Below are 21,286 nucleotides of genomic sequence, written 5' to 3' on the forward strand. Positions count from 1 at the left end.
TGACCGCGAGCGCCGCTGCCGGCGCGGGGGCGGCAGCCGGCGGCGCGGACGGCGCTGGCGATTACTTCACGGACGTCCTGTTGCGCAACGAGCGGCCCGATGCCGCCGGTGACCGCGGCGCGGCCCGCGCCGAAGTCGGACGCATCGTGGCGATGAGCCTGGCGCGCGGCGACATGACGCCGGCGGATCGCGACTATGTGGCCCGCGTGATCGCGGCGCAGGCGGGCATCGATGCCGCCGCCGCGCAGCAGCGCGTGAATCAGACGCTGCAGCAGGCCCGTCAGGCCGCCGATGACGCCAAGCGCAAGGCGCGCGAAGCGGCCGACACGGCACGCAAGGCCGCCGCGGCGTTTGCGCTGTGGGGCTTTGCCTCCATGCTGATCGGCGCGTTCGTGGCCAGCCTGTGCGCGACCTGGGGCGGGCGGCGCCGCGACATGGTGGTCAAGCCCTGATCGCCGCACGGAAGGCCGGCGCGGGGCCATGACGCCCCGCGCCGCGCGGCGTCATGGCTGCTTCTGCTGGAACATCCATTCGCGCCAGGGCCTGGCGGTCAGCAGTTCCGGCGCGATGCGGTGATCCATGCCCTGGTAGGTGATGAAGACCGGATGGCCGCCCGCGGCCGCGAGGGCCTTGGCCCAGATCTGGCTGCCCTCGTAGGGATTCTCCTGGTCGGCGGTGCCGTGGATGAGCAGCGTGGGAACGCCCGCCAGCGGCCTGGCGAGCGAGCGCTCCGGCGGCACGCCCGACATGGCGACGATGGCCGCGAAGCGTCCGGGTGACGCGACGGCGGCGTCCAGCGCGGCCGACGCGCCCATCGAGAAGCCGACGGCGTAGATCCGCCTGGCGTCGACCGGATGGTGCCTGGCGATGTCCTCGACCAGCCGCATGACGTCGGGCAGGTCGGCGCCGGCCTTCGAGATCCGCACGCCATGGCCGTCCTTTTCATAGTTGGCGGTGCGGCCCGGCGTCTGCGGCACCAGCACGTAGGCGGGAAAATCGCGGCGCGACTCGGCCGAGCCGAAGGCGCGGGTGAACGCGTTCAGCGGCAGCAGGTTGTCGCTGCCGACGCCGCCTGAACTGTGGAAAATCACCACCAGTGGGTATTTTTTTCCGCTTTCGGGTGCGATGGGCGATACCAGGCGATAGGGCAGCGGCGTCTTGCCGGCGCGGGCGAATTCCGCCGGCGCGAAGGCGTCGATGGAGGCCTGCTTGAGCATTTCCACCGTCTGTAGCTGCGCCGCGGTGGGGGCGTAGGTGACGCTCGATGCCTGCACGCCGCCTTGCGCGGCACAGGCGTGGCCGGCGCTCAGGCCCAGGGCCGCGGCAAGCATGGCGCGCGCGGCGACTGCAGCGATACCGGTCCTGATGGCGGCCTGGCGGCCAGGTGCAGCTGGGGTAACGGCCGGGGCAACGGGGCGGCAAGCTTGCGCGAGGCGCGAAACTTGAATGCGGCTGGGGGGCATGTCAGATTCTCCGCGGGGGCGTGGTGGGCGAAGATTCTAAGAGGGCGGACCGTGCGGGTATGCGGGAAAAATGTGGGGATTATGTGGAAATGTGTGAAGGCCGGGCCCGTCACGGCCAGAGACAGGGGGGCTGGCAGGAGTGGCGGCCGAGTGGTGATTGCCGCGCAGTGATTGTCGGGTACTGTTGTCGGGTACTGATTACCGAGCCCGATCCGGCGATCCAATGAAAAAAGGCCTTCACTTGCGTGAAGGCCTTTTTGAATTCTCTGGTGGCGCATCCCTGATTCGAACAGGGGACCTGCGGATTATGATTCCGTCGCTCTAACCGGCTGAGCTAATGCGCCATCCCTATCGCCGCCGGTTTCAATGAAAGCCAAGCAACGAAGAACGAAATTCTAGCACGGAAAATTTTAGGATTGCAAGTAGGGGGCGGGCTTTTTTGTTTGGGCCCGCGTGCCGTCCCGCGCAGGCCCCCCTGACGCGCCCTCAGGCATCCCGCGCCAGGCGGATGCCGGAGAACTGCCAACGCGCTTCCGGCGGGAAGAAATTACGGTAGCTTGGCCGGATGTGGCCGCGCGGCGTGGCGCAGGAGCCGCCGCGCAGCACGTACTGGTTGCACATGAACTTGCCGTTGTACTCGCCCACCGCGCCGCCATCGGGCTTGAAGCCCGGGTAGGCATCGTAGGCGCTGGCGGTCCATTCCCAGGCATCGCCGAACAGCTGCGCCGGGCCGCCGCTGCTCAATCGGGCGGGCGCGGGACGCGGATCCAGGTGGCCGTTTTCCAGCAGGTTGGCGCGGTTCGACCAGGCGCCGTCGGGCAACTGCCGCGCGGCATGCTCCCACTCGGCCTCGCGCGGCAGGCGCACCCGGGCCCAACGCGCATAGGCATCGGCTTCGTAGTAGCTGATGTGCGTGACCGGCGCCTGCAATTCCAGCTCCTGCATGCCGCGCAGCGTGAAGACGCGCCAGTCGTCGCGCTGGCCTTCCCAGTACAGCGGCGCGCGCCAGCCTTCCGCGCAGACCCGTTCCCAGCCCAGCGACAGCCACAGTTCGGGCCGCTTGTAGCCGCCGTCGCGGATGAAGGCCAGGTATTCGTGCTGCGTCACCAGGCGGTCGGCCAGGTGGAAGGGCGCCAGCAGCACGTCGTGCGCGGGGCCTTCGTTGTCGAAGGCGAAGCCCTGTCCGTCGTGGCCGATGCGGACCACGCCGCCGTTGTAGCGGGTCCAGCCGGCGGGCGTGCCCGGCGGCAGCGCCGGCGAACCCGAGGCCACGTAGGCCGGCTTGAGCGGGTTGGCGGACAACAGGTGCTTGAGGTCGGTCAGGATCAGCTCCTGGTGCTGCTGCTCGTGGTTCAGCCCCAGCTCCAGCAAGGCGTCGAAGGCCGGATCGTTGCCGCCCAGCCGCGCGATCAGGTCGTGCATGGCCTGGTCGACATGCTGGCGATAGCGCATCACGTCGGCCAGCGGCGGCCGCGTCAGCAGGCCGCGCTGCGGCCGAGGGTGCTTGGCGCCGATGGCGTTGTAGTAGGAGTTGAACAGCATCCGGTACTGCGGGTGGAACACGGGGCAGGGCGGATGGAAGTGCGTTAGCAGGAAGGTCTCGAAGAACCAGGTGGTGTGCGCCAGGTGCCATTTGACCGGGCTGCAGTCCGGCATGGACTGCACCTGGCAGTCCTCCGGACTCAACGGGGCGGCCAGCGCCGTGGTGGTGGCGCGCACGGCATCGTACCGGTCGTGCTGGCCGGCCTGTCCGGCGGCGTAGGGGCCGTTGGCCGGGTGGGTCAGCAGGCAGGCAGGTTCCATGGCGATCCTCCAGGGGCGGGTTGAGGGGGCGCGACGTCAGGCACGGGCGCTGAACACCGAGAACCAGCCGCGGGTGTCCGACCAGTGGCGGATGTCGTGGTAGCCCGCGCGTTGCAGCAGCTCGGTAAACGTTTCGGGCGTGAATTTGTACGAATTCTCGGTATGGATGCGCTCTTGCGCGTCGAAGCGCCGCTGGCCGCCGGGCCAGGCCACGGTGACGGGCCGCCGCGCTTCCAGGTGCATCTCGATGCGCGACTGATCGCTGTTGAACAGCGCCACGTGGCGCCAGTCGTCGACGTCGAAGTCGCTGCCCAGCAGGTCGTTGACGTGGCGCAGCAGGTTCAGGTTGAAGGCCGCGGTCAGGTGCAGGGCGTCGTCGTAGGCCGGCTCCAGCACCTGCCTGGGCTTGACGCGATCGACCCCGACCAGCAGCCCGCCGCCGGCGCATTGGCGCTGGATCCGCCGCAACATGGCCAGCGCGGCGTCCGGGTCGAGATTGCCGATGCTGGAGCCAGGATAGAAGAACAGCCGCTGCTCGGCGCCGATGTCGGCGGGCAGCGCCAGCGCCTGGGAGAAGTCCAGGCCGATGGGCGTGATCCGCAGGTCGGGATACGACAGGCGCAGCCGCCGCGCCGCGGCTTGCAGGTAGTCGGCGGAAATGTCGATGGGGACGTAATGGCGCGGGCGCAGGCTGGCAAACAGCCGCTCGGCCTTGACGCAGTCGCCCGCGCCCAGGTCGATCATGGCCTGCACCGGACCGATGTGGCGCGCGATGTCCTGGCCGTGCCGCGCGAAGATCTCGGCCTCGCAGCGGGTCGGGTAGTACTCCGGCAATTGCGTGATGGCGGTGAACAGCGACGAGCCGAGCGCGTCGTAGAGAAACTTGGGATCGATATGGGCGGGATGATCCAGCAGTCCGTCGCGCAATTCCTGCTGCTCGGCGTTCAGGGGCTGGGGTTGCGGCGCCAGGAACCGCGGGGCGGCGCCGGCGAGCAGGGCGGAGGGAGAGACCATGCGTTCAGTTCCTTTTTGAGGCTGATGAAGCGCATTGCAAAAACACATTGTGGCCGCCAGAGGGGTTCCGGTGTCAAGTTAAGCCACTGAAATGCAATGGACTTTTACGAAATTGGCGGGGGCGGAAAGGCCGTCCGCACACGGGGACGGTACCTATGGCCGTCACCGCGCCTGCCGGGCTCAGCAAGCGCCGCGCCACTGAAATATCGGTTAACGGCTGGTTGCGAAAGCTCGGGCGCGCGGCGGCGGGAATGGCCACAATGGGTTCACGGCCTGGCGGCAAGCCGCAAGGCCCCCTGAGCAACCCGCGACAAGGAGCGACTATGAATCGAAAGCACCAACGCGCCGAAATGGCCCTGCACCGCGACCGCGTGAACGACAGCCTTCACGAGTTGCTTGCCGGTACGGAAGACCTGTTGCGTTCGACCGCCTCATATACCGGCTCTGAAATCGAGGCGGCGCGCGCGCGCCTGACGCGCCAGCTGGCCGAGGCGCGCGAATCCGCGGGCGACTGGGAAGGCGTGGCGCGCGAGCGCGCCCGCCGCGCCAAGGCCTACGCCGATGAATACGTGCACGAGCACGCCTGGAAATCGGTGGGCGTGGCGACGCTGGTGGGCGTATTGCTGGGCTGCTGCCTGCTGGCCAACCGGCGCTGAGTCCCCGTGCCATGAGGCCGCCTCCGGCCCCGCCGCCGGGCCCGCCCGCGCCGGCGGCGCAGGGGCGGACCGCATGGCGATGCGCCGTGCGCGCGGCCGCGCTGGCCTGTTGCGCGGCCCTGCTGGCCGCCTGCGCCAGCGTGCCCGATGCGCAGGAACGCGCTGCCCGCAAGGCGCAGGCCGGCCTGTCCGCCGATGCGTCGCAGGCCAGCTACCGCCGCGGCCACGACATCGCGGCGGATCCCCGCAATGCCAAGGATGACTTCCTCGCGCGCCACCTGGCCGTCGAGGAAGCGGTCAGCGGCGCGCCGCTGGTGGCCGGCAATCGCGTGCGACTGCTGGCCGATGGCCCGAGCACCTACCAGGCCATGTTGCGCTCGATCGCGCAGGCGCGGCGCTACGTGCACATGGAAACCTATATCTTCGACGATGACGAGGAGGGTGCGCGCTTTGCCGAGGCCCTGATCGCGGCGCGCAACCGCGGCGCCGACGTCGCGTTGATGGTGGACGCGGTCGGCACCCTCAAGACGCCCGATGCGCTGTTCCAGCGCCTGCGCGACGCGGGCGTGCAGGTCGCCGTCTTCAATCCGGTCAGCCCCGTCAGCGGCAGCCGCGCCGGCTGGTCGCCGAACCAGCGCAACCACCGCAAGGTCCTGGTGGTGGACGGCAAGGTGGGCTATCTGGGCGGCATCAACGTCAGCGCCGTGTACGCCTCATCGCCCGCCGGCGGCAGCGGCGCGTCGGGCGGCGTGGGCAGCGGACCCGACGCGAAGCGGACCGACGCCCAGGCCGCGCCCTGGCGCGATACGCACCTGCGGATCGAGGGGCCGGCGGTGGCCCAGCTGGAAGCGGTGATCCAGGATGGCTGGCAATCGCAGGCCAAGGAACCCCTGCGCGGCGGCGGCACGGACATCGCGCCGGCCACCGGGCCGACGCGGGTGCGGATCCTGGCCAACCAGCCCGATCGCAGCGACGGCTACACCGTCTACCTGACGCTGATGTCCGCGTTCGAGAGCGCGCAGCGCTCCATCCACATCACCATGGCGTACTTCGTGCCGGACCCCGCCTTCGTCGACGTGCTGGCGGCGGCCGCGCAGCGCGGCGTGGACGTGGTGCTGGTGCTGCCGGGCTTCAGTGATTCCTCGCTGGTGTTCAATGCCGGCCGCTCCCATTACGGCAAGCTGCTCAAGGCGGGCGTGAAGATCCACGAGCGGCGCGACGCGCTGCTGCACGCCAAGACCGCGGTGGTCGACGGCGTCTGGTCCACCGTGGGATCGAGCAACATGGACTGGCGCAGCTTCGCCCTGAACTACGAGGTCAACGCGGTGGTGCTGGGGCCGGAGTTCGCGGCCGAGATGGAGGCGCTGTTCCAGCGCGACGTGGCCGAGTCGGTGCGCATCACGCCCGAGGCCTGGCGGGCCCGGGGCGTGGATGACCGCTTCATGGAGTTCTTCTCGCGCATGTTCGAGCGCTGGCTGTAGGCCGGGCGACGCGTGCCGCGGCGGCCCATCCCGCGCTCAGGCCGGCGTGCCCTGCGGCGGATGCGCCATGACGTATTCCTGCGCCAGCGCGGTGCTGATGTCGTGGGTCGGCTGGAACGAGTCGGCGCGCGCCATCGACCAGCCGGCGCGGAACACCTGGTGGCGGAACTCGCCGCGCAGCAGTTCGCCCGGCGCCAGTTCCGGGAACAGCGCCGACAGCAGCCGGATCTCGCTGGACGAGATGCGGCGCGCGATATGGTGCGGGCGCAACTGGTTCGGATGCGTCAGGCCGGCGGCGGCCAGCAGTTCGGCCAGCGCGTGCAGCGTGTTCTTGTGGAAGTTGGCCACGCGCTGGGCCTTGTCCGGCACCACCAGGGCGCGCTGGCGCAGCGGATCCTGGGTGGTGACGCCGGTGGGGCATTTGCCGGTGTGGCAGGCCTGGGCCTGGATGCAGCCGATGGCGAACATGAAGCCGCGCGCGGCGTTGCACCAGTCGGCGCCCATGGCCATGACGCGGGCCATGTCGAACGCGGTGATGATCTTGCCCGAGGCGCCCAGCTTGATGCGGTCGCGCAGGTTCACGCCGATCAGCGTGTTGTGCACCAGGCGCAGCGCCTCGCGCAGCGGCGTGCCGACGTGGTCGACGAATTCGACGGGCGCCGCGCCGGTGCCGCCCTCGGCGCCATCGACCACGATGAAGTCGGGCGTGATGCCGGTTTCCAGCATGGCCTTGACGATGGCGAACCATTCCCACGGATGGCCGACGCAGAACTTGAAGCCGACCGGCTTGCCGCCGGACAGCTCGCGCAGGCGGGCGACGAACTTCATCAGGCCGATGGGCGAGTCGAAGGCCGAATGGCTGGCGGGCGAGTTGCAGTCCTGCCAGGGGGCCACGCCGCGCGCCTCGGCGATCTCGGGCGTGACCTTGCCGGCTGGCAGGATGCCGCCGTGGCCCGGCTTGGCGCCCTGCGACAGCTTGATCTCGATCATCTTCACCTGCGGCGTACAGGCGTTCTTGACGAAGGCCTCCTCGGAGAAGGCGCCGTGCTCGTCGCGGCAGCCGAAGTAGCCCGAGCCGATGTTCCACACCAGGCTGCCGCCCGGCTGGCGATGGTAGCGGCTGATGCCGCCCTCGCCGGTGTCATGGGCGAAGTTGCCCTGGCGCGCGCCTTCGTTCAGCGCCAGCACTGCGTTGGCCGACAGGGCGCCGAAGCTCATGGCCGAGACGTTGAAGGCCGACATCGAATACGGCTGGGTGCAGTCGGGGCCGCCGACCGCCACGCGGAAGTCGGTGTCGCCGATGTGGGTGGGCGACATGGAATGGTTGATCCATTCGTAGCGGTCGCCGTACACGTCTTCCTGGGTGCCGAAGGGCCGCTTGTCGATCTCGCGCTTGGCGCGCTGGTACACGATCGAACGCTGCGCGCGCGAGAACGGCGAGGCCTGCGTGTCATCCTCCAGGAAATACTGGCGGATCTCGGGCCGGATGAACTCGAACAGGAAGCGCAGGTTGCCCAGCACCGGATAGTTGCGGCGGATGGCGTGGCGCGTCTGGATCAGGTCGTACACGCCCAGCAGGCCCAGCAGCACCAGCGGCACGGCGGCCCACAGCCACCAGTACGAGTCCGTGAACACCAGGATGGTGGTCGCGGCGGCGGCCACCAGGGTCAAGATAAAGGCCGTGAAGCGGCCGGCGATCCATTGCATGTCCTGTCTCCGTAGGGCGGAATGCAGCAACCATACACCACGGCGGCTGTAAAACCGGTGAACGGGAAGGCGCGTGCCGGCATGGTGCCGAGATCCCGAACCCGTCCGCAAGCCGCGCCAGTGCTGGCGCTGCGGGGCGAGGACGTAAAAAAGCCCCCTTTCGGGGGCCGTTGCTGGAACAGTGTTTCTCAGCAGCTGGATGCCGACGGCGTCTTTTCCACCGCCAGGCCAAAAAGCGGACGCAGCCGCACGCCTAGCGCGCTGCCGGCAAAGGCCGCCGGCAACCACAGCCAGGCATGCAGGCTGCCCGACAGGATGCCGCTGAAGTAGGCGCCGATGTTGCAGCCGAAGGCCAGGCGCGCGCCGTAGCCCAGCAGCAGGCCGCCGATGACCGCGCCGGCCAGCGAGCGAGCGGGCACCTTCCAGACCGGCGCGAACTTGCCGGCGGCGCTGGCCGCGGCCAGCGCGCCCAGCATCAGGCCGATATCCATTACCGTGGTCACGTCCTGGCGCAGCGGCGCGCCGAGCGCGGCCTGCTTGCTCCAGTAGGCCCAGGTGGCCACGTCGCCGCCCATCGCGTCCAGCGCCTTGGCGCCCCACAGCGCGAACGCCGAGGTGATGCCCCAGGGCCGGCCGGCCAGCGCCAGCGTGGCGAAGTTCAGCACCACCAGCGCCACGCCGCCCCAGATCAGCGGCCACGGGCCTTGCAGCAGCGAGGCCGGGCGCGCGGTGCGCGAAGCGAACGAGATCACGTGGCCGTGGCGGCGCTTTTCCAGCACGGTGGCGATCCAGGCGATCAGCGCGAACACCGCCAGGTTGGCGATGATGGCGGGCGCCAAGCCCCAGGTCTTGATGAGCGAGGTCGGCGCCAGCGCGGGCAGGGTCGACCACCAGCCGAAGTTGGCGGTGGCGATGACCGAACCGATGATGAAGAACAGCAGCGTGACCAGCATGCGGGTATTGCCGCCGCCCACCGCGAACAGCGTGCCCGAGGCGCAGCCGCCGCCCAGCTGCATGCCGATGCCGAACAGGAACGCGCCCAGCAGCACCGACACACCCGGGGGCGAGACCAGGCCGTTGACCGGCTGGCCGAACAGCGAGCCTTGCGCCAGGAACGGGAAGAACAGCAGTACGCCGATCGCCAGCATGAACATCTGCGCGCGCAGGCCGGCGCCGCGGCGGTCCGACACGAACACGCGCCAGGCCTGGGTGAAGCCGAACGAGGCGTGGTACAGCGCCACGCCCAGCAGCGCGCCGACGATCCACAGCGCGCCCTGGCGCCAGCTGACGGTCTGGTTCAGGTACAGGGCGCCGGCCAGCACCAGCAGCAGCGCGATCCAGAGCGGCTTGCGGTTGATCTGGATGGGCGGCAGCGCCGAAGGCAGGGGCAGGGCGGAAGTGTTGGTGCTCATGGGAGAGTCCCGGGGATTCGATAAGGGAAAAGCAAACGGGCGCGTCGCCGCACCCGTCATCGTGGATAAAAGTCTAAAGCTAGCAGGTCATTTCTCAAAGCATCTATTTGTGCTTCTTTAATAACCAAAAATTATATAAAACTGCGCGGCTCAGGAGATCGGGTGCGCGCTGATCCAGGCCACCAGCAGGCTCACGGTCAGGACGGACAGCACCGTGGACACCAGGATGGCGCGCGAGGTGACGCGGGCATCGCGGCCGTACATCTGGGCCAGCATGAAAGGGCCGGTGCCGATCGGCAGGGCGCTCATCAGCACCGCGGTCCAGGCCCACAGCGGCGGCATGGAAAACACCTGGAACGCCAGCAGCGCGGTCACGGCCGGCTGCAGCAGCAGCTTGCCGGCCACCAGCCGCAGCACGCCCGGCCCCGGGCTGGCGGTCTCGGTCTGCGCCAGGAACAGGCCGATGGTGACCAGCGCGCAGGGGCTGGCGGACGCGCCCAGCAACGACACGTAGCGATCCAGTCCCTCGGGCAGCGCCAGCCCGGTGCCGGCCCACGCCAGGCCCAGCACCGGCGCGGCCAGCAGCGGATTGCGCATCAGCGCGCGGCCGACCTTGACCAGCGTGGCGCCCAGGCCGGGCGCCTGCTGGCGGTCGAATTCGATCAGGGCGATGGCGAAGCCGAACAGCACGCTGGCCGTCATCAGCGTGGTGAACGCGGCCGGCGCCAGGCTTTCGGCGCCGAACAGCGCCAGGCACAGCGGGATGCCCATATAGCCGGCGTTGGCGTAGGCCGCCGCCAGCCCCTCGATGCTGCGGTCCGTCAGCCCGCGCGGGCCGCGCTTGCGCGGCAGGAACGACAGCGCGAATGTGACGGCGATACCGCCGGCGAAGGCGCCGACGAAGCCCCAGTGCGCCATGTGCGCCAGATCCACCTGCGTCATGGCGCGGAACAGCAGCGCCGGCAGCGACAGGTAGACCACGTAGCGGTTCAGCGCGTCGGTGGCGGCCGGCCCCAGGATGCGCCAGCGCGCCGCCAGCCATCCGGTCAGGATCAGCGCGAAGACCGGCAGGGCGGCGGTGATGACGGCATTCATGGCGGCGGGCGAAGTGGGCGCGAAAGGGCGCTCATTCTACTTGCCGCGCCGGCGCGGGCGTGCGCGCCGAGCGCGTCACCAGCAGGATGCCCAGCGCCGCGAGCGCCATGCCGGGCCAGGCCAGCGGCGGGATCGGCTCGTCCAGCACCAGCAGCGCGATGACGGCGGTCGAGGGCGGCACCAGGAAGAACAGCGCCGACACGCGCGACGCTTCGCCGTGGCGCAGCATGGCCAGCAGCAACGTGATGGCGACCAGCGAATTGCCAATCACCAGGTACGCCAGCGATCCGAACAGCGGGCCGGTCCAGTCGATGTGCATCGGCTCCAGCCAGAAGGCCAGCGGCGCCGTGACCGCCAGGCCCACGGCGTATTGGACGGTGTTGGACGTGACGGGGTGGGTCTGCACGCCGAAGCGCTTTTCATACAGCGTGCCGCTGGTGATGCAGAGCAGGGCGGCCACCGCGAACGCCAGGCCGAGCGTCGAAGCCAGGTCGACCGAGGCCTTGGCGATGATGACCAGCGCGGCGCCCGACACGCCCAGTCCCAGCCCCGCCCAGCGCCGCGCGTCGACGCGTTCGTGCGCGATCACCGGCGCCAGCAGCCCGATCAGGATGGGCTGCAGCGACGTGATCAGCGCCAGTCCGCCGGCGGACATGCCCTGCTTGAGAGACAGGTAGGTGAAGCAGAAGTAGCCCGCCTGCAGCAGCAGGCCGACCATGGCCAGGTGGCCCCAGGCGCTGGCGCCTCGCGGCAGCGGCGGCCGCAGCGCCAGCAGGAAGGGCGCCAGCAGCGCCACCACACAGGCGTAGCGCAGCGCCAGGAACGTCATCGGATCGGCATAGGCCAGGCCCACTTTCAGCACGACGAAGCCGCTGGACCACAGCAGCAGGAAAAGCGCGGGCGCGAATTTCAACCAGGCGGGCGTTGCGGCTTGCGGCATGATGGAGGTCAGCTGCGGGTTGGGCCAGCCGCGATGGTACGCCTGTTTCGCCAATGCGCCATCCCTGCGAAAATGCCGGCAAAGGATTCATGTTCAGCGGCGACGCGAAGGAAAACAAATGGCTAGCGAAAAACCGGCGGTACGTATCGCCCTGGGAACCTGGGACCGCCTGCGCGACGACGCGTCGTCGGTGCGCTATGACGTGTTCGTGGTCGAGCAGAACGTGCCGCCCGAGGTCGAGATGGATGACGACGATGCGGTCTCGGTGCACGCCGTGGCCTATGCCGCCGACGGCACGCCGCTCGGCACCGGCCGCCTGCTGCCCGATGGCCACATCGGCCGCATGGCCGTGCACAAGCGCGCGCGCGGCCTGGGCGTGGGCGGCCTGTTGCTCGACGCCCTGATCGGCCAGGGCCACGGCGACGGCCACCGCATGCTGGTGCTGCACGCGCAGACCCACGCCAAGGGCTTCTACGAGGCCCATGGATTCCAGGTGGAAGGCGAGGAGTTCATGGAAGCCGGCATTGCGCACGTCGTCATGACGCGGGTGCTGGCCTAGGCGCGGCAAGCGATCGGCCGGCCGTCGCGGCTGGCCTGCGATGGCTGGCTTGTCATGGCCAGCCAGCCGCGGCGGGCTTGTATCCGGCCCGGAAAAGAAAAAACCCCGAACGCTTTCGCGAACGGGGTTTTCTTGGCGCATCACGACAGGTACCTCGTGATGTAATAATTGGTGCCCAGGAGAGGACTCGAACCTCCACACCTTGCGGCACATGGACCTGAACCATGCGCGTCTACCAATTCCGCCACCTGGGCGCTGATGTCTTACCTTCCGCGTCGCTTTCCGATTTGCTTGTTGTCTTTCGACTTCTTGCTACCGGCTGCGTTTCGTTTCGTGTTCAACAGCAGAGGAACGAGATTATGCATACTTTTTTGGAAGTGTGCAAGTCATGCAGCATTTTTTTCACTTTTTTTTCGATGCGGCCGGCTTCGCTATAGTGTCGCCCCATGTCACGCCCCCTCTGCCTGCGCTGCAAGCGCCCTGAATCCCACTGTCTGTGCGCCCTGATCCCGGAGTTGACGCCGCGCACCCGCGTGGTGGTATTGCAGCATCCCAGCGAGGCGCGCCACGCGCTGAACACGGCGCGGCTGGCGGTGCTGGGATTGGGCGGCGCGCGGCGCCTGGTGGGCGAGCGTTTCCAATATGAGCAGTGGGCCGAGCCTGGCTATGCGCCGCACGTGCTGTTCCCCGGTGAGGGCGCCGAGGTGCTGGCGCCGGGCTGCGCCGCCGCGACGGGCGCGCCGGTGCAATTGATCGTGCCGGATGGCACCTGGACCCATGCGCGCAAGCTGCTGCACATCAATCCGCAGCTGGCCGCGTTGCCGCGCGTGATGCTGCCGCCCGGCCTGACCACGCGCTATCGGGTGCGGCACGCGGATATTCCGGGTGCGCTGTCCACCATCGAGGCGGTGACGCACGCGCTCAATGCGCTCGAGGCGCCTCGCAATTTCGATGAGCTGCTGCGACCCTTCGAGGCATTGATCGATGGCCAGATCGCGGGGATGGGAGCGGATCTGTATGCGCGCCATCACCTGAATCGCAAGGTGCCGTGGCGCTGATTTGGCGCTGAGGTGGCTCTGAAGGCTGTCCCGGCTCGGCAGGCGAAAGGGGAGGTTCCGCCCGAGGCTCGCCGCGGCGCGGGTATTTAGACCGTGTAATTTGGACTGTATAGAACGAAGCGTGGAACGCAGCCGCGCGGCGCGGGGCCGCTCACGCTGCGCAAAGAAAAACTGCACGAGCAAAAAAGCGCATGAGCAAAAAGCGTGAGAGCAAGAAGTACGAGTAAAAAGCGCACGAGCAAAAATCCCGCACAAAGCAAAAACCCCGGAAATCTTGCGATTTCCGGGGTTTTCAACTTTTTTGCCAACGCTGCCTGTTTGATTTCACGGCGACTTCAACATCGTCGCGAACCAAAGCAGCCTCAGCTGAAATTCCGTGGTGCCCAGGAGAGGACTCGAACCTCCACACCTTGCGGCACATGGACCTGAACCATGCGCGTCTACCAATTCCGCCACCTGGGCACTGAGACATTCCAGTCAGAACTTTGTGATACGCTGCCACTTCGATTGCATGAGGTTTTTCTCATGTATTCAAAGCGCAATTGCAAAACCACTTTACAATCCGTCTGACCATTTCTGCTTCAGTGTTCAGCCTTGGGCGAACCACAGAAGCTGCGCATTATATACGGAAAAATTAGCTTTGGCAAAACGATCGAATAACGAATCGAACAACAACAGATCCACTCCGTTGCCGGAAGCGCCGCCAGACTTCGACCCCGATGTCCCGTCCCGTGAAGCCATCCTGAAAGCGCTGCGATCCGCGGGGGCGCCGTTGTCCCCGGTGGAACTGGCCGAGCGCATGGGCGTGGAGCGTCCCGCGACGATGGTGGGATTCGAACGCCGCCTGGGCGCCATGGAGCGCGACGGCCAGCTGATGCCCAACCGCAAGGGCGTGCTGCTGCTGGCCACCAAGCTGGATTTCGTGGCCGGCAAGGTGCTGGGCCACCGTGATGGCTTCGGTTTCCTGTTGCGCGATGACGGCGGTCCGGACCTGTTCCTGTCGCCGCGCGAAATGCTCAAGGTGCTGCATGGCGACCGCGTGCTGGTCAAGCCGTCGGGCGAATACCGCGGCAAGCCGGAAGGCACCATCGTGGAAGTCATCGAGCGCCGCACCAACAAACTGGTGGGCCGCTTCCTGCACGAGCATGGCCTGTCCATCGTGGTGCCGGAAGACCAGCGCATCAAGCACGACATCCTGATCCCGCCCAGCGACACCAACGGCGCCCAGCACGGGCAGGTGGTGGCAGTCGAGATCATGGCGCAGCCCACCCGCCACACGCAGCCGCTGGGCCGCGTTGCCGAGGTGCTGGGCGAGATCGACGATCCCGGCATGGAAATCGAGATCGCGGTGCGCAAGTTCGACGTGCCCGTCGAATTCTCCGAGGGCGCGCGCAAGCAGGCCGCCCGCCTGCCCGACGTCGTCCGCAAGGGCGACCTGAAAGACCGCGTCGACCTGCGCGACGTGCCGCTGATCACCATCGACGGCGAAGACGCGCGCGACTTCGACGACGCCGTCTACTGTGAGGCGGTCGAACTGGGCACGGGCCAGCGCAAGCGTCCGGGCTGGCGCCTGCTGGTGGCCATCGCCGACGTCAGCCACTACGTGCGTCCCGGCGACGCGCTGGACGAAGACGCGCTCGAGCGCGGCACCAGCGTGTACTTCCCGCGCCGCGTCATTCCGATGCTGCCCGAGTCGCTGTCCAACGGCCTGTGTTCGCTGAACCCGGACGTCGACCGCCTGGTGCTGGTGTGCGACATGGTGATCCCGGCCTCGGGCGCCAAGGCCGGCACGGTCACGGCCTACCAGTTCTACAACGCGGTGATGCACTCGCATGCCCGCACCACCTATACCAATATCTGGGCGGCGCTGCAGCAGCCCGGCGGCCCGGCGGCCCACGCCATGCGCGCCGTCATGCCGCAGGTGCAGAGCCTGTACGAGCTTTACCACCTGCTGTCGCAGAGCCGCAAGAAGCGCGGCGCGATCGATTTCGACACGGTCGAGACCAAGATCGTCTGCAATGAGCTGGGCCGCATCGAGCAGATCGTGCCGTCGGTGCGCAACGATGCCCACAAGCTGATCGAAGAATGCATGCTGGCCGCCAACACCTGCGCGGCCGACTTCATGACGCGCAGCAAGCATCCCGGCCTGTACCGCATCCACGAAGGTCCGACGCCCGAGCGCCTGCAGTCGCTGCGCGAATTCCTGCGCACCATGGGCCTGTCGCTGGGCGGGGGCGAGACGCCCACGGCCAAGGACTACGGCGACTTCCTCGACTCCGTGCGCGGCCGTCCCGATTACCAGCTGCTGCAGACCATGTGCCTGCGCTCGATGCAGCAGGCCATCTACAGCCCGGACAACATGGGCCACTTCGGCCTGGCGTATCCCGGCTACAGCCATTTCACCTCGCCGATCCGGCGCTATCCCGACCTGCTCACGCACCGCGTCATCAAGGCCCTGCTGGCCGGCCAGCGCTATGTGCCGAGCCTGGACGACCAGCCGGTCGTCATTGGCCGCACCCAGCGCGAGCACGAACACGCCATCTGGGAAAAGATGGGCCTGGTGCTGTCGGCCAGCGAACGCCGCGCCGACGAAGCCTCGCGCGACGTCGAGGCCTGGCTCAAGTGCTGGTTCGTCAAGGAACGCGTGGGCGAGGACTTCAGCGGCACCGTCACCGGCGTCGCCAGCTTCGGCATCTTCGTCACGCTGGATACGCTGCACGTCGAAGGGCTGGTGCACGTGTCCGAGCTGGGCGGCGAGTACTTCCAGTTCAACGATGCGCTGCACGAGCTGCGCGGCGAGCGTACCGGCATGCGTTACCGCCTGACCGACAAGGTCCAGGTGCAGGTGTCGCGCGTGGACCTGGAGGCGCGCCGCATCGAGTTCCGCCTGGTGCAGGGCACCAGCTTCGACGCCCTGCGCAAGGCGGCCGCGCGCGGCCCGGACGAAGGTCCGCGGCGCGTCAAGAAGGCGGCGGCGCCCAAGCCGGCCGCGCTCAAGGGCCAGACCGCCAAGGAACGGCGCGCCGAAGCCAAGAAGGCCGGCAAGCCGCCCAAGGCCCCGCAGCGCGCCGCGCCGGCCAAGAAGGCGGTGCGCAAGCGCCACTAAGGGGTAACATTGCAGCTATGGCCGGATACGTCCGGCGGCCCGCCCCGCTCTGGGGCGGGCATCCGTCTTTCTAAAGGTATTTGCATTTATGGCGTCGACCCAAGTCCTTGCCGGGTTTCACGCGGTTGTCGCGCGGCTGCGCCACGCGCCCGACTCGATCAAGGAAATCTACGTAGAAGCGTCGCGTCGCGACAAGCGCATGCAGACGTTCATCGAGCAGGTTGAAAAGGCGGGCTGCCGCCTGCATCCGGTCGCCATGGAGCGTCTCGATGGCCTGGCGCGCGGCACCCGCCACCAGGGCGTGGTGGCGCTGGCCGAGGAACGCCAATTGGCGGTGGACGTGGACGAGGTGCTCGACGTGATCGAGGGCCCGCCGCTGCTGCTGATCCTGGACGGCGTGACCGATCCGCACAACCTGGGCGCCTGCCTGCGCACGGCCGATGCCGCCGGCGTGCATGCCGTGATCGCGCCGCGCGATCGCGCGGTCGGGCTCAACAGCACCGTGCAGCGCGTGGCCTGCGGCGCGGCCGACACCGTGCCGTACCTGATGGTCACCAACCTGGCGCGCACCATGCGCGGCCTGAAGGATCGTGGCGTGTGGCTGGTGGGCACCGATGACCAGGCGACCGACAGCATGCACCAGATCGACGCGCGCCAGCCGATGGCCTGGGTCATGGGCGCCGAAGGCGAGGGCATGCGCCGCCTGACGCGCGAAACCTGCGATCAGCTTGTGAACATCCCCATGCTGGGATCGGTCGAGAGCCTGAACGTCAGCGTGGCCAGCGCCGTCTGCCTGTACGAAACCGTGCGCCAGCGTCGCGCCTGAGAACCGTCTTTCCCTTCGCTATCTTCCTTCCCGCGTAGCCCATCATGCACCAGAACGGCTTTACCACCACGATCCTCCATTCCGACCGCCAGCAATCCGTCGAGCACGGAGCGGTGCACAAGCCGATGCATCCCTCGTCGGAATTCGCCTACGCCGATGCGCGCGAACTGGCCGCGGTGTTCCAGGGCAAGCCGGGCTTCACCTACGCCCGCCAGGGCACGCCGACCACCACCGCGCTGGAAGCGAAGATCAACCATATGGAAGCCGGCAAGGGCACGGTGAGCTTCGCCACCGGCATGGCCGCGCTGGCCGCCATCTTCACCACGCTGCTGCGCCGTGGCGACCACCTGGTGTCGAGCCAGTACGTGTTCGGCAACACCAACAGCCTGCTGGGCACGTTGCTGGAGCTGGGCGTGGAGATCACCTTCGTCGACGCGACCGACTCGGCGCAGGTGCGCGCGGCGATCCAGCCCAACACCCGCATGGTGTTCACCGAGACCATCGCCAACCCCGGCACCCAGGTCGCCGACCTGGCGGTCATCGGCGAGATCTGCCGCGAGAAGGGGCTGGTCTATGTCGTGGACAACACCTTGACCTCGCCCTGGATGTTCCGGCCGTCGACGGTGGGCGCGTCGCTGGTGATGAACTCGCTGTCCAAGTACATCGGCGGCCACGGCAACGCGCTGGGCGGCGCGGTCACCGATACCGGCCTGTATGACTGGGCCGACTATTCGAACATCTACGACGCCTACCGCAAGGGTCCGTCGACCGGCTGGGGCCTGACCCAGATCAAGAAGAAGGGCCTGCGCGACATGGGCGGCACGCTCGCGGCCGAACCCGCGCACCGCATTGCCGTCGGCGCCGAGACGCTGGCGCTGCGCATGGCCAAGCATTGCTCCAACGCGCTGGCGCTGGCGCGCTTCCTGCAAGAGCATCGCGGCGTGGCCAAGGTGCATTACCCGGGCCTGGCCAGCCATCCGCAGCACGCGCGCGCCACCGCGCTGTTCGGCGCGCGCTTCGGCGGGCTGCTGGGCGTGGAGCTGGCCGACGGCGTGGACTGCTTCGATTTCCTGAACCGCCTGCGTATCGTGCTGATGGCCACCCACCTGGGCGACACGCGCAGCCTGGCGCTGCCCGCCGCGCACACCATCTATTACGAGATGGGCGCCGAGCGCCGCCAGCAGATGGGCATCGCCGACAGCCTGATCCGGGTGTCGGTGGGCATCGAGGACGAGACTGATCTGCTATTTGACTTCGATCAGGCGCTCAACGGCTGCCTGCAGGGATAATTCGCGGGGCGCCGGCGCGGCGAGCGCCGGCCGCAACCTGGGCAGGAATCCATGCTGATACAGATCGCCGAAGTTTTCACTCCCGATGAGGCGGCGGCCATCCGCCATCGCCTCGATGCCGCCGACTGGGTCGACGGCAAGGTCACGGCGGGTTTCCAGTCCGCCGAGGTCAAGCACAACCGCCAGCTGTCCGAGCAGCATCCGCTGGCGCAGGAGCTGGGCAACCTGATCCTGCAGCGCCTGGCGGGCAACAACCTGTTCATGTCGGCGGCGCTGCCGCGCAAGATCTTTCCGCCGCTGTTCAACCGCTACGAGGGCGGCGAGGCCTTCGGCTATCACGTCGACAACGCCGTGCGCGGCATCACCGGCACCGCCGAGCGCGTGCGCACCGACCTGTCGGCCACGCTGTTCTTCTCCGAGCCCGATTCCTACGACGGCGGCGAGCTCGTCATCGACGACACCTACGGTCCGCGCACGGTCAAGCTGCCCGCCGGCCACATGGTGCTGTATCCGGGCACCAGCCTGCACAAGGTCAATCCGGTGACGCGCGGCGCGCGCGTCAGCTCGTTCTTCTGGATGCAGAGCCTGGTGCGCGAGGACAGCCAGCGCGCCTTGCTGCTCGACATGGACGTCGCCATCCAGCGTTTGAACCAGGACGCGGCGGGTCATCCGTCGATCGTGCAACTCACCGGCATCTATCACAACCTGCTGCGCCGCTGGGCCGACGTGTGAGCGGATTTCAGGGCGTTGCGCCGGTGTCGCGCAAACCCCGAAATGCGCGTTTTTGTTTATTGCGAAAAGGCCTAAAAGCTAGTATTGGTGCGGCTTGTGGTGAGGTTTTCGCTTGACAGCCGCTCTACGCCAAGGCCTAATACACGTCTGCGTCGCTGACGGTTCACGGGCTCGAAAGCCCTTGAAACCTAGGCGGCGCAGCAGTTTAAAAGTTGTGCTTTGCAGCGCAAGAAAAAGTTTATCCACTAGTCTGTTCGTCGTTTGTCGGGTCTACGCGCAAGTCGTGATGTCCAGCATGACAGCCATGATGAACTGCACTCCCGGCAGACTCCATACCTTGTGAGGGGTACACCTGAATGAACAAAACCGAACTCATCGATCACATTGCCAGCAAGGCCGATATCTCCAAGGCTGCCGCCGGTCGTTCGCTTGACGCCCTGATCGGCGCCGTCAAGACCACCCTGAAGAAGGGCGGTACGGTCACCCTGGTGGGCTTCGGCACGTTTGCCGTGTCGGCTCGCGCTGCTCGCACCGGCCGCAATCCGCGCACGGGCGAAACCATCAAGATCAAGAAGGCCAAGGTGCCGAAGTTCCGTCCGGGCAAGGCCCTGAAGGACGCCGTCAACTAATTGACGACAAGGCGGTTGCCGAGGGCGCGGTCCCGGTAATTTGCCGACACATACGCGGTCCGGTATACTCCGGCCCGCGTATTGCTTTTGAGTACCCCGGCTGGCGTTTCACACATCGTTTTTTTCGATGGATCCGCAACCAAGACGGGTGCTTAGCTCAGTTGGTAGAGCGGCGCCCTTACAAGGCGTAGGTCACAGGTTCGACCCCTGTAGCACCCACCATCAAAAGCGATAATGCAAGCGGAAAAACAAGCGGTCAGGAATCTCCTGGGCGCTTTTTTTTCGTCCGTTGATCGCGCGGCGATCAGCTTGCCGGTGGTCCGAGATATTGCGGGGCGGGCCCGCCTCAAGGTGGCATGCGCCTGCAATCGCGTCAGCGCGTGCGAAATCAGATCGCGGTTTGCGCGCGATCATGCCGTTTGAATCGACCGCGGGTTAGGCTGGCCTGGCGTTGTCCCGGTGAGCGCCGCGCCTTGACGCGCGTCAGAGTGTTACGCTGTTGCAGACGAAATATGACGTGCGAATCATTCGCATTTAAGCTATGATGTTTGGCTTGTACCGGTCAGCCGGCGCTGCCTGTCGCGCGCCATTTTTTCTGGCTGGCCAGATAAGTTAATGCACCCTGGCTGATTCATGCCTAGCTTTCAACGTGGTTTGAACTCTTCACCGCCGTCTTCAATTGGTATACGCCTAGGCGCCGGCCTGGCGGTCGTCGCGCTACACGCCGCAGTGGTCTACGCCATCTACCTGGCGCCCGAGAACCGTCCCGAACTGGAGGAGCCCGAGGCCATCATGGTGAGCGTGGTGGATGCTCCCATCCCGCAGGTCGCCAAAGCCGATCCCACGCCGGAGGTGCCGCAACCGGTGACGGAAACGCCGCCCGAGCCGCAGCCCGAGATCGAACCGGATCCGGAACCCGAGCCCGAGGTCAAGCCCGAGCCGGAACCCGAACCGGAACCGGTCGTCGAGAAGCCGCCGATGCCGGCGCCCAAACCCAAACCCAAACCGAAACCCAAGCCGCAGCCGAAGCAGGAAGTCAAACCCGAGCCCAAGCAGGAGACGCCGCCGGTCGAGACGCCGCCCGCCGGCGCGGAAGAAGGCGCGAAGACCACGCAGGCGCCGCGGCAGGGACCGCCGCCCGACCAGATCCTGCAGGAATCGCAGATCGAGTTCCTGGGGGCGCGGCCGATGCCCAACTACCCGATGGCCTCGCGCCGCATGCGGGAAGAGGGCCGGGTGGTGGTGCTGGTTGAAATCAATCCGCAGGGACTGGTCGAGCGGGCAACCATCGACGCGTCCTCGGGATTCCCCAGGCTGGACGAGTCGGCGCTCACCGCCGCTCGCAAGGCCCGCATGAAACCCTATACCCGCAATGGCGTGGCCTATCCCGCCAAAGCAAAAATTCCGTTCGATTTCGTAATGAGGAACTGAGATGTCCAACGCAATGCATAGCGCCACCCTGGTGGCGCAGGCGGCCACCAGCCCGGCAGCGGCCCCGGCCGCCGCGGCTCCGGCA

General features: G+C 67.4%; 18 protein-coding genes, 4 tRNA genes and 1 pseudogene. 12 read left to right on the plus strand and 11 right to left on the minus strand.

Annotated features, from left to right (window positions below):
- A pseudogene (locus H0523_RS28370) lies at positions 1-452 on the plus strand (hypothetical protein); the annotation flags it as partial.
- A 51-nt stretch (positions 453-503) separates the two neighbouring features.
- On the opposite strand, the gene H0523_RS28375 reads toward H0523_RS28370, so the two are convergent.
- The 4 genes from H0523_RS28375 to egtD all read right to left on the minus strand — a co-directional run bounded on the left by H0523_RS28375 (position 504) and on the right by egtD (position 4,280).
- Complete coding sequence (locus tag H0523_RS28375; RefSeq protein ID WP_054433270.1) at positions 504-1,331, minus strand: carboxylesterase family protein; 828 nt, start codon at positions 1,329-1,331, stop codon at positions 504-506.
- A gap of 399 nt (positions 1,332-1,730) precedes the next feature.
- Positions 1,731-1,807: transfer RNA gene (locus H0523_RS28380), tRNA-Met, on the minus strand.
- 142 nt (positions 1,808-1,949) lie between these two features.
- A complete protein-coding gene (gene egtB, locus H0523_RS28385; RefSeq protein ID WP_054433271.1) occupies positions 1,950-3,266 on the minus strand; it encodes an ergothioneine biosynthesis protein EgtB in 1,317 nt (438 codons plus the stop codon).
- A gap of 36 nt (positions 3,267-3,302) precedes the next feature.
- Positions 3,303-4,280, minus strand: coding sequence for an L-histidine N(alpha)-methyltransferase (egtD, locus tag H0523_RS28390; protein ID WP_054433272.1), 978 nt, complete (start codon positions 4,278-4,280; stop codon positions 3,303-3,305).
- 323 nt (positions 4,281-4,603) lie between these two features.
- On the opposite strand from egtD, the gene H0523_RS28395 reads away from it, so the two are divergent.
- Both H0523_RS28395 and H0523_RS28400 read left to right on the plus strand, forming a co-directional pair.
- On the plus strand, positions 4,604-4,936 hold the full coding sequence (locus H0523_RS28395; protein WP_054433273.1) for an ElaB/YgaM/YqjD family protein: 333 nt from the start codon (positions 4,604-4,606) through the stop codon (positions 4,934-4,936).
- A gap of 11 nt (positions 4,937-4,947) precedes the next feature.
- Positions 4,948-6,417 (plus strand): phospholipase D-like domain-containing protein, encoded by a 1,470-nt coding sequence (locus H0523_RS28400; protein WP_369816827.1) that lies wholly within the window; start codon positions 4,948-4,950, stop codon positions 6,415-6,417.
- Between the two features lie 36 nt (positions 6,418-6,453).
- Here H0523_RS28400 and H0523_RS28405 read toward each other — a convergent pair whose 3' ends face one another.
- From H0523_RS28405 to H0523_RS28420, 4 genes are all read right to left on the minus strand, one after another.
- A complete protein-coding gene (locus H0523_RS28405) occupies positions 6,454-8,124 on the minus strand; it encodes an FMN-binding glutamate synthase family protein (protein WP_054433274.1) in 1,671 nt (556 codons plus the stop codon).
- Positions 8,125-8,312: 188 nt separating this feature from the next.
- Positions 8,313-9,536, minus strand: a complete 1,224-nt coding sequence (locus H0523_RS28410) for a YeeE/YedE family protein (protein ID WP_054433275.1) — start codon at positions 9,534-9,536, stop codon at positions 8,313-8,315.
- Between the two features lie 150 nt (positions 9,537-9,686).
- Entirely contained in the window at positions 9,687-10,631 is a 945-nt protein-coding gene (locus H0523_RS28415; RefSeq protein ID WP_054433276.1) for an AEC family transporter, read from the minus strand.
- Positions 10,632-10,662: 31 nt separating this feature from the next.
- Positions 10,663-11,571, minus strand: a complete 909-nt coding sequence (locus tag H0523_RS28420; RefSeq protein ID WP_054433384.1) for a DMT family transporter — start codon at positions 11,569-11,571, stop codon at positions 10,663-10,665.
- A gap of 118 nt (positions 11,572-11,689) precedes the next feature.
- On the opposite strand from H0523_RS28420, the gene H0523_RS28425 reads away from it, so the two are divergent.
- Complete coding sequence (locus tag H0523_RS28425) at positions 11,690-12,130, plus strand: GNAT family N-acetyltransferase (protein ID WP_054433277.1); 441 nt, start codon at positions 11,690-11,692, stop codon at positions 12,128-12,130.
- A 169-nt stretch (positions 12,131-12,299) separates the two neighbouring features.
- On the opposite strand, the gene H0523_RS28430 is transcribed toward H0523_RS28425, so the two are convergent.
- Positions 12,300-12,384 (minus strand) — tRNA-Leu (locus H0523_RS28430).
- 192 nt (positions 12,385-12,576) lie between these two features.
- On the opposite strand from H0523_RS28430, the gene H0523_RS28435 reads away from it, so the two are divergent.
- Positions 12,577-13,188, plus strand: a complete 612-nt coding sequence (locus tag H0523_RS28435) for a tRNA-uridine aminocarboxypropyltransferase (protein ID WP_054433278.1) — start codon at positions 12,577-12,579, stop codon at positions 13,186-13,188.
- A 377-nt stretch (positions 13,189-13,565) separates the two neighbouring features.
- Here H0523_RS28435 and H0523_RS28440 read toward each other — a convergent pair.
- A tRNA-Leu gene (locus tag H0523_RS28440) sits at positions 13,566-13,650 on the minus strand.
- Positions 13,651-13,828: 178 nt separating this feature from the next.
- On the opposite strand from H0523_RS28440, the gene rnr reads away from it, so the two are divergent.
- The 6 genes from rnr (at position 13,829) to H0523_RS28470 (ending at position 19,992) form a co-directional block, all read left to right on the plus strand.
- Entirely contained in the window at positions 13,829-16,294 is a 2,466-nt protein-coding gene (gene rnr, locus H0523_RS28445; RefSeq protein ID WP_054433279.1) for a ribonuclease R, read from the plus strand.
- Positions 16,295-16,382: 88 nt separating this feature from the next.
- On the plus strand, positions 16,383-17,120 hold the full coding sequence (gene rlmB, locus H0523_RS28450) for a 23S rRNA (guanosine(2251)-2'-O)-methyltransferase RlmB (RefSeq protein WP_054433280.1): 738 nt from the start codon (positions 16,383-16,385) through the stop codon (positions 17,118-17,120).
- 44 nt (positions 17,121-17,164) lie between these two features.
- Positions 17,165-18,409: a cystathionine gamma-synthase family protein gene (locus H0523_RS28455; protein WP_054433281.1), complete on the plus strand. Its 1,245-nt coding sequence runs from the start codon at positions 17,165-17,167 to the stop codon at positions 18,407-18,409.
- 51 nt (positions 18,410-18,460) lie between these two features.
- A complete protein-coding gene (locus H0523_RS28460) occupies positions 18,461-19,141 on the plus strand; it encodes a Fe2+-dependent dioxygenase (RefSeq protein ID WP_054433282.1) in 681 nt (226 codons plus the stop codon).
- Positions 19,142-19,497: 356 nt separating this feature from the next.
- Positions 19,498-19,770 (plus strand): HU family DNA-binding protein, encoded by a 273-nt coding sequence (locus tag H0523_RS28465; RefSeq protein WP_003812968.1) that lies wholly within the window; start codon positions 19,498-19,500, stop codon positions 19,768-19,770.
- A 146-nt stretch (positions 19,771-19,916) separates the two neighbouring features.
- Positions 19,917-19,992: transfer RNA gene (locus H0523_RS28470), tRNA-Val, on the plus strand.
- On the opposite strand, the gene H0523_RS28475 is transcribed toward H0523_RS28470, so the two are convergent.
- Complete coding sequence (locus tag H0523_RS28475; protein WP_156350385.1) at positions 19,993-20,184, minus strand: hypothetical protein; 192 nt, start codon at positions 20,182-20,184, stop codon at positions 19,993-19,995.
- 219 nt (positions 20,185-20,403) lie between these two features.
- Between H0523_RS28475 and H0523_RS28480 the strand changes: the two genes are divergently transcribed.
- The gene (locus H0523_RS28480; RefSeq protein ID WP_054460546.1) at positions 20,404-21,201 is read left to right on the plus strand and encodes an energy transducer TonB; all 798 of its coding nucleotides are present in this window, start codon (positions 20,404-20,406) and stop codon (positions 21,199-21,201) included.
- Positions 21,202-21,286: the final 85 nt, after the last annotated feature.

It is taken from the genome of Achromobacter insuavis (genome assembly GCF_902859645.1).
GTDB lineage: Bacteria > Pseudomonadota > Gammaproteobacteria > Burkholderiales > Burkholderiaceae_B > Achromobacter > Achromobacter insuavis.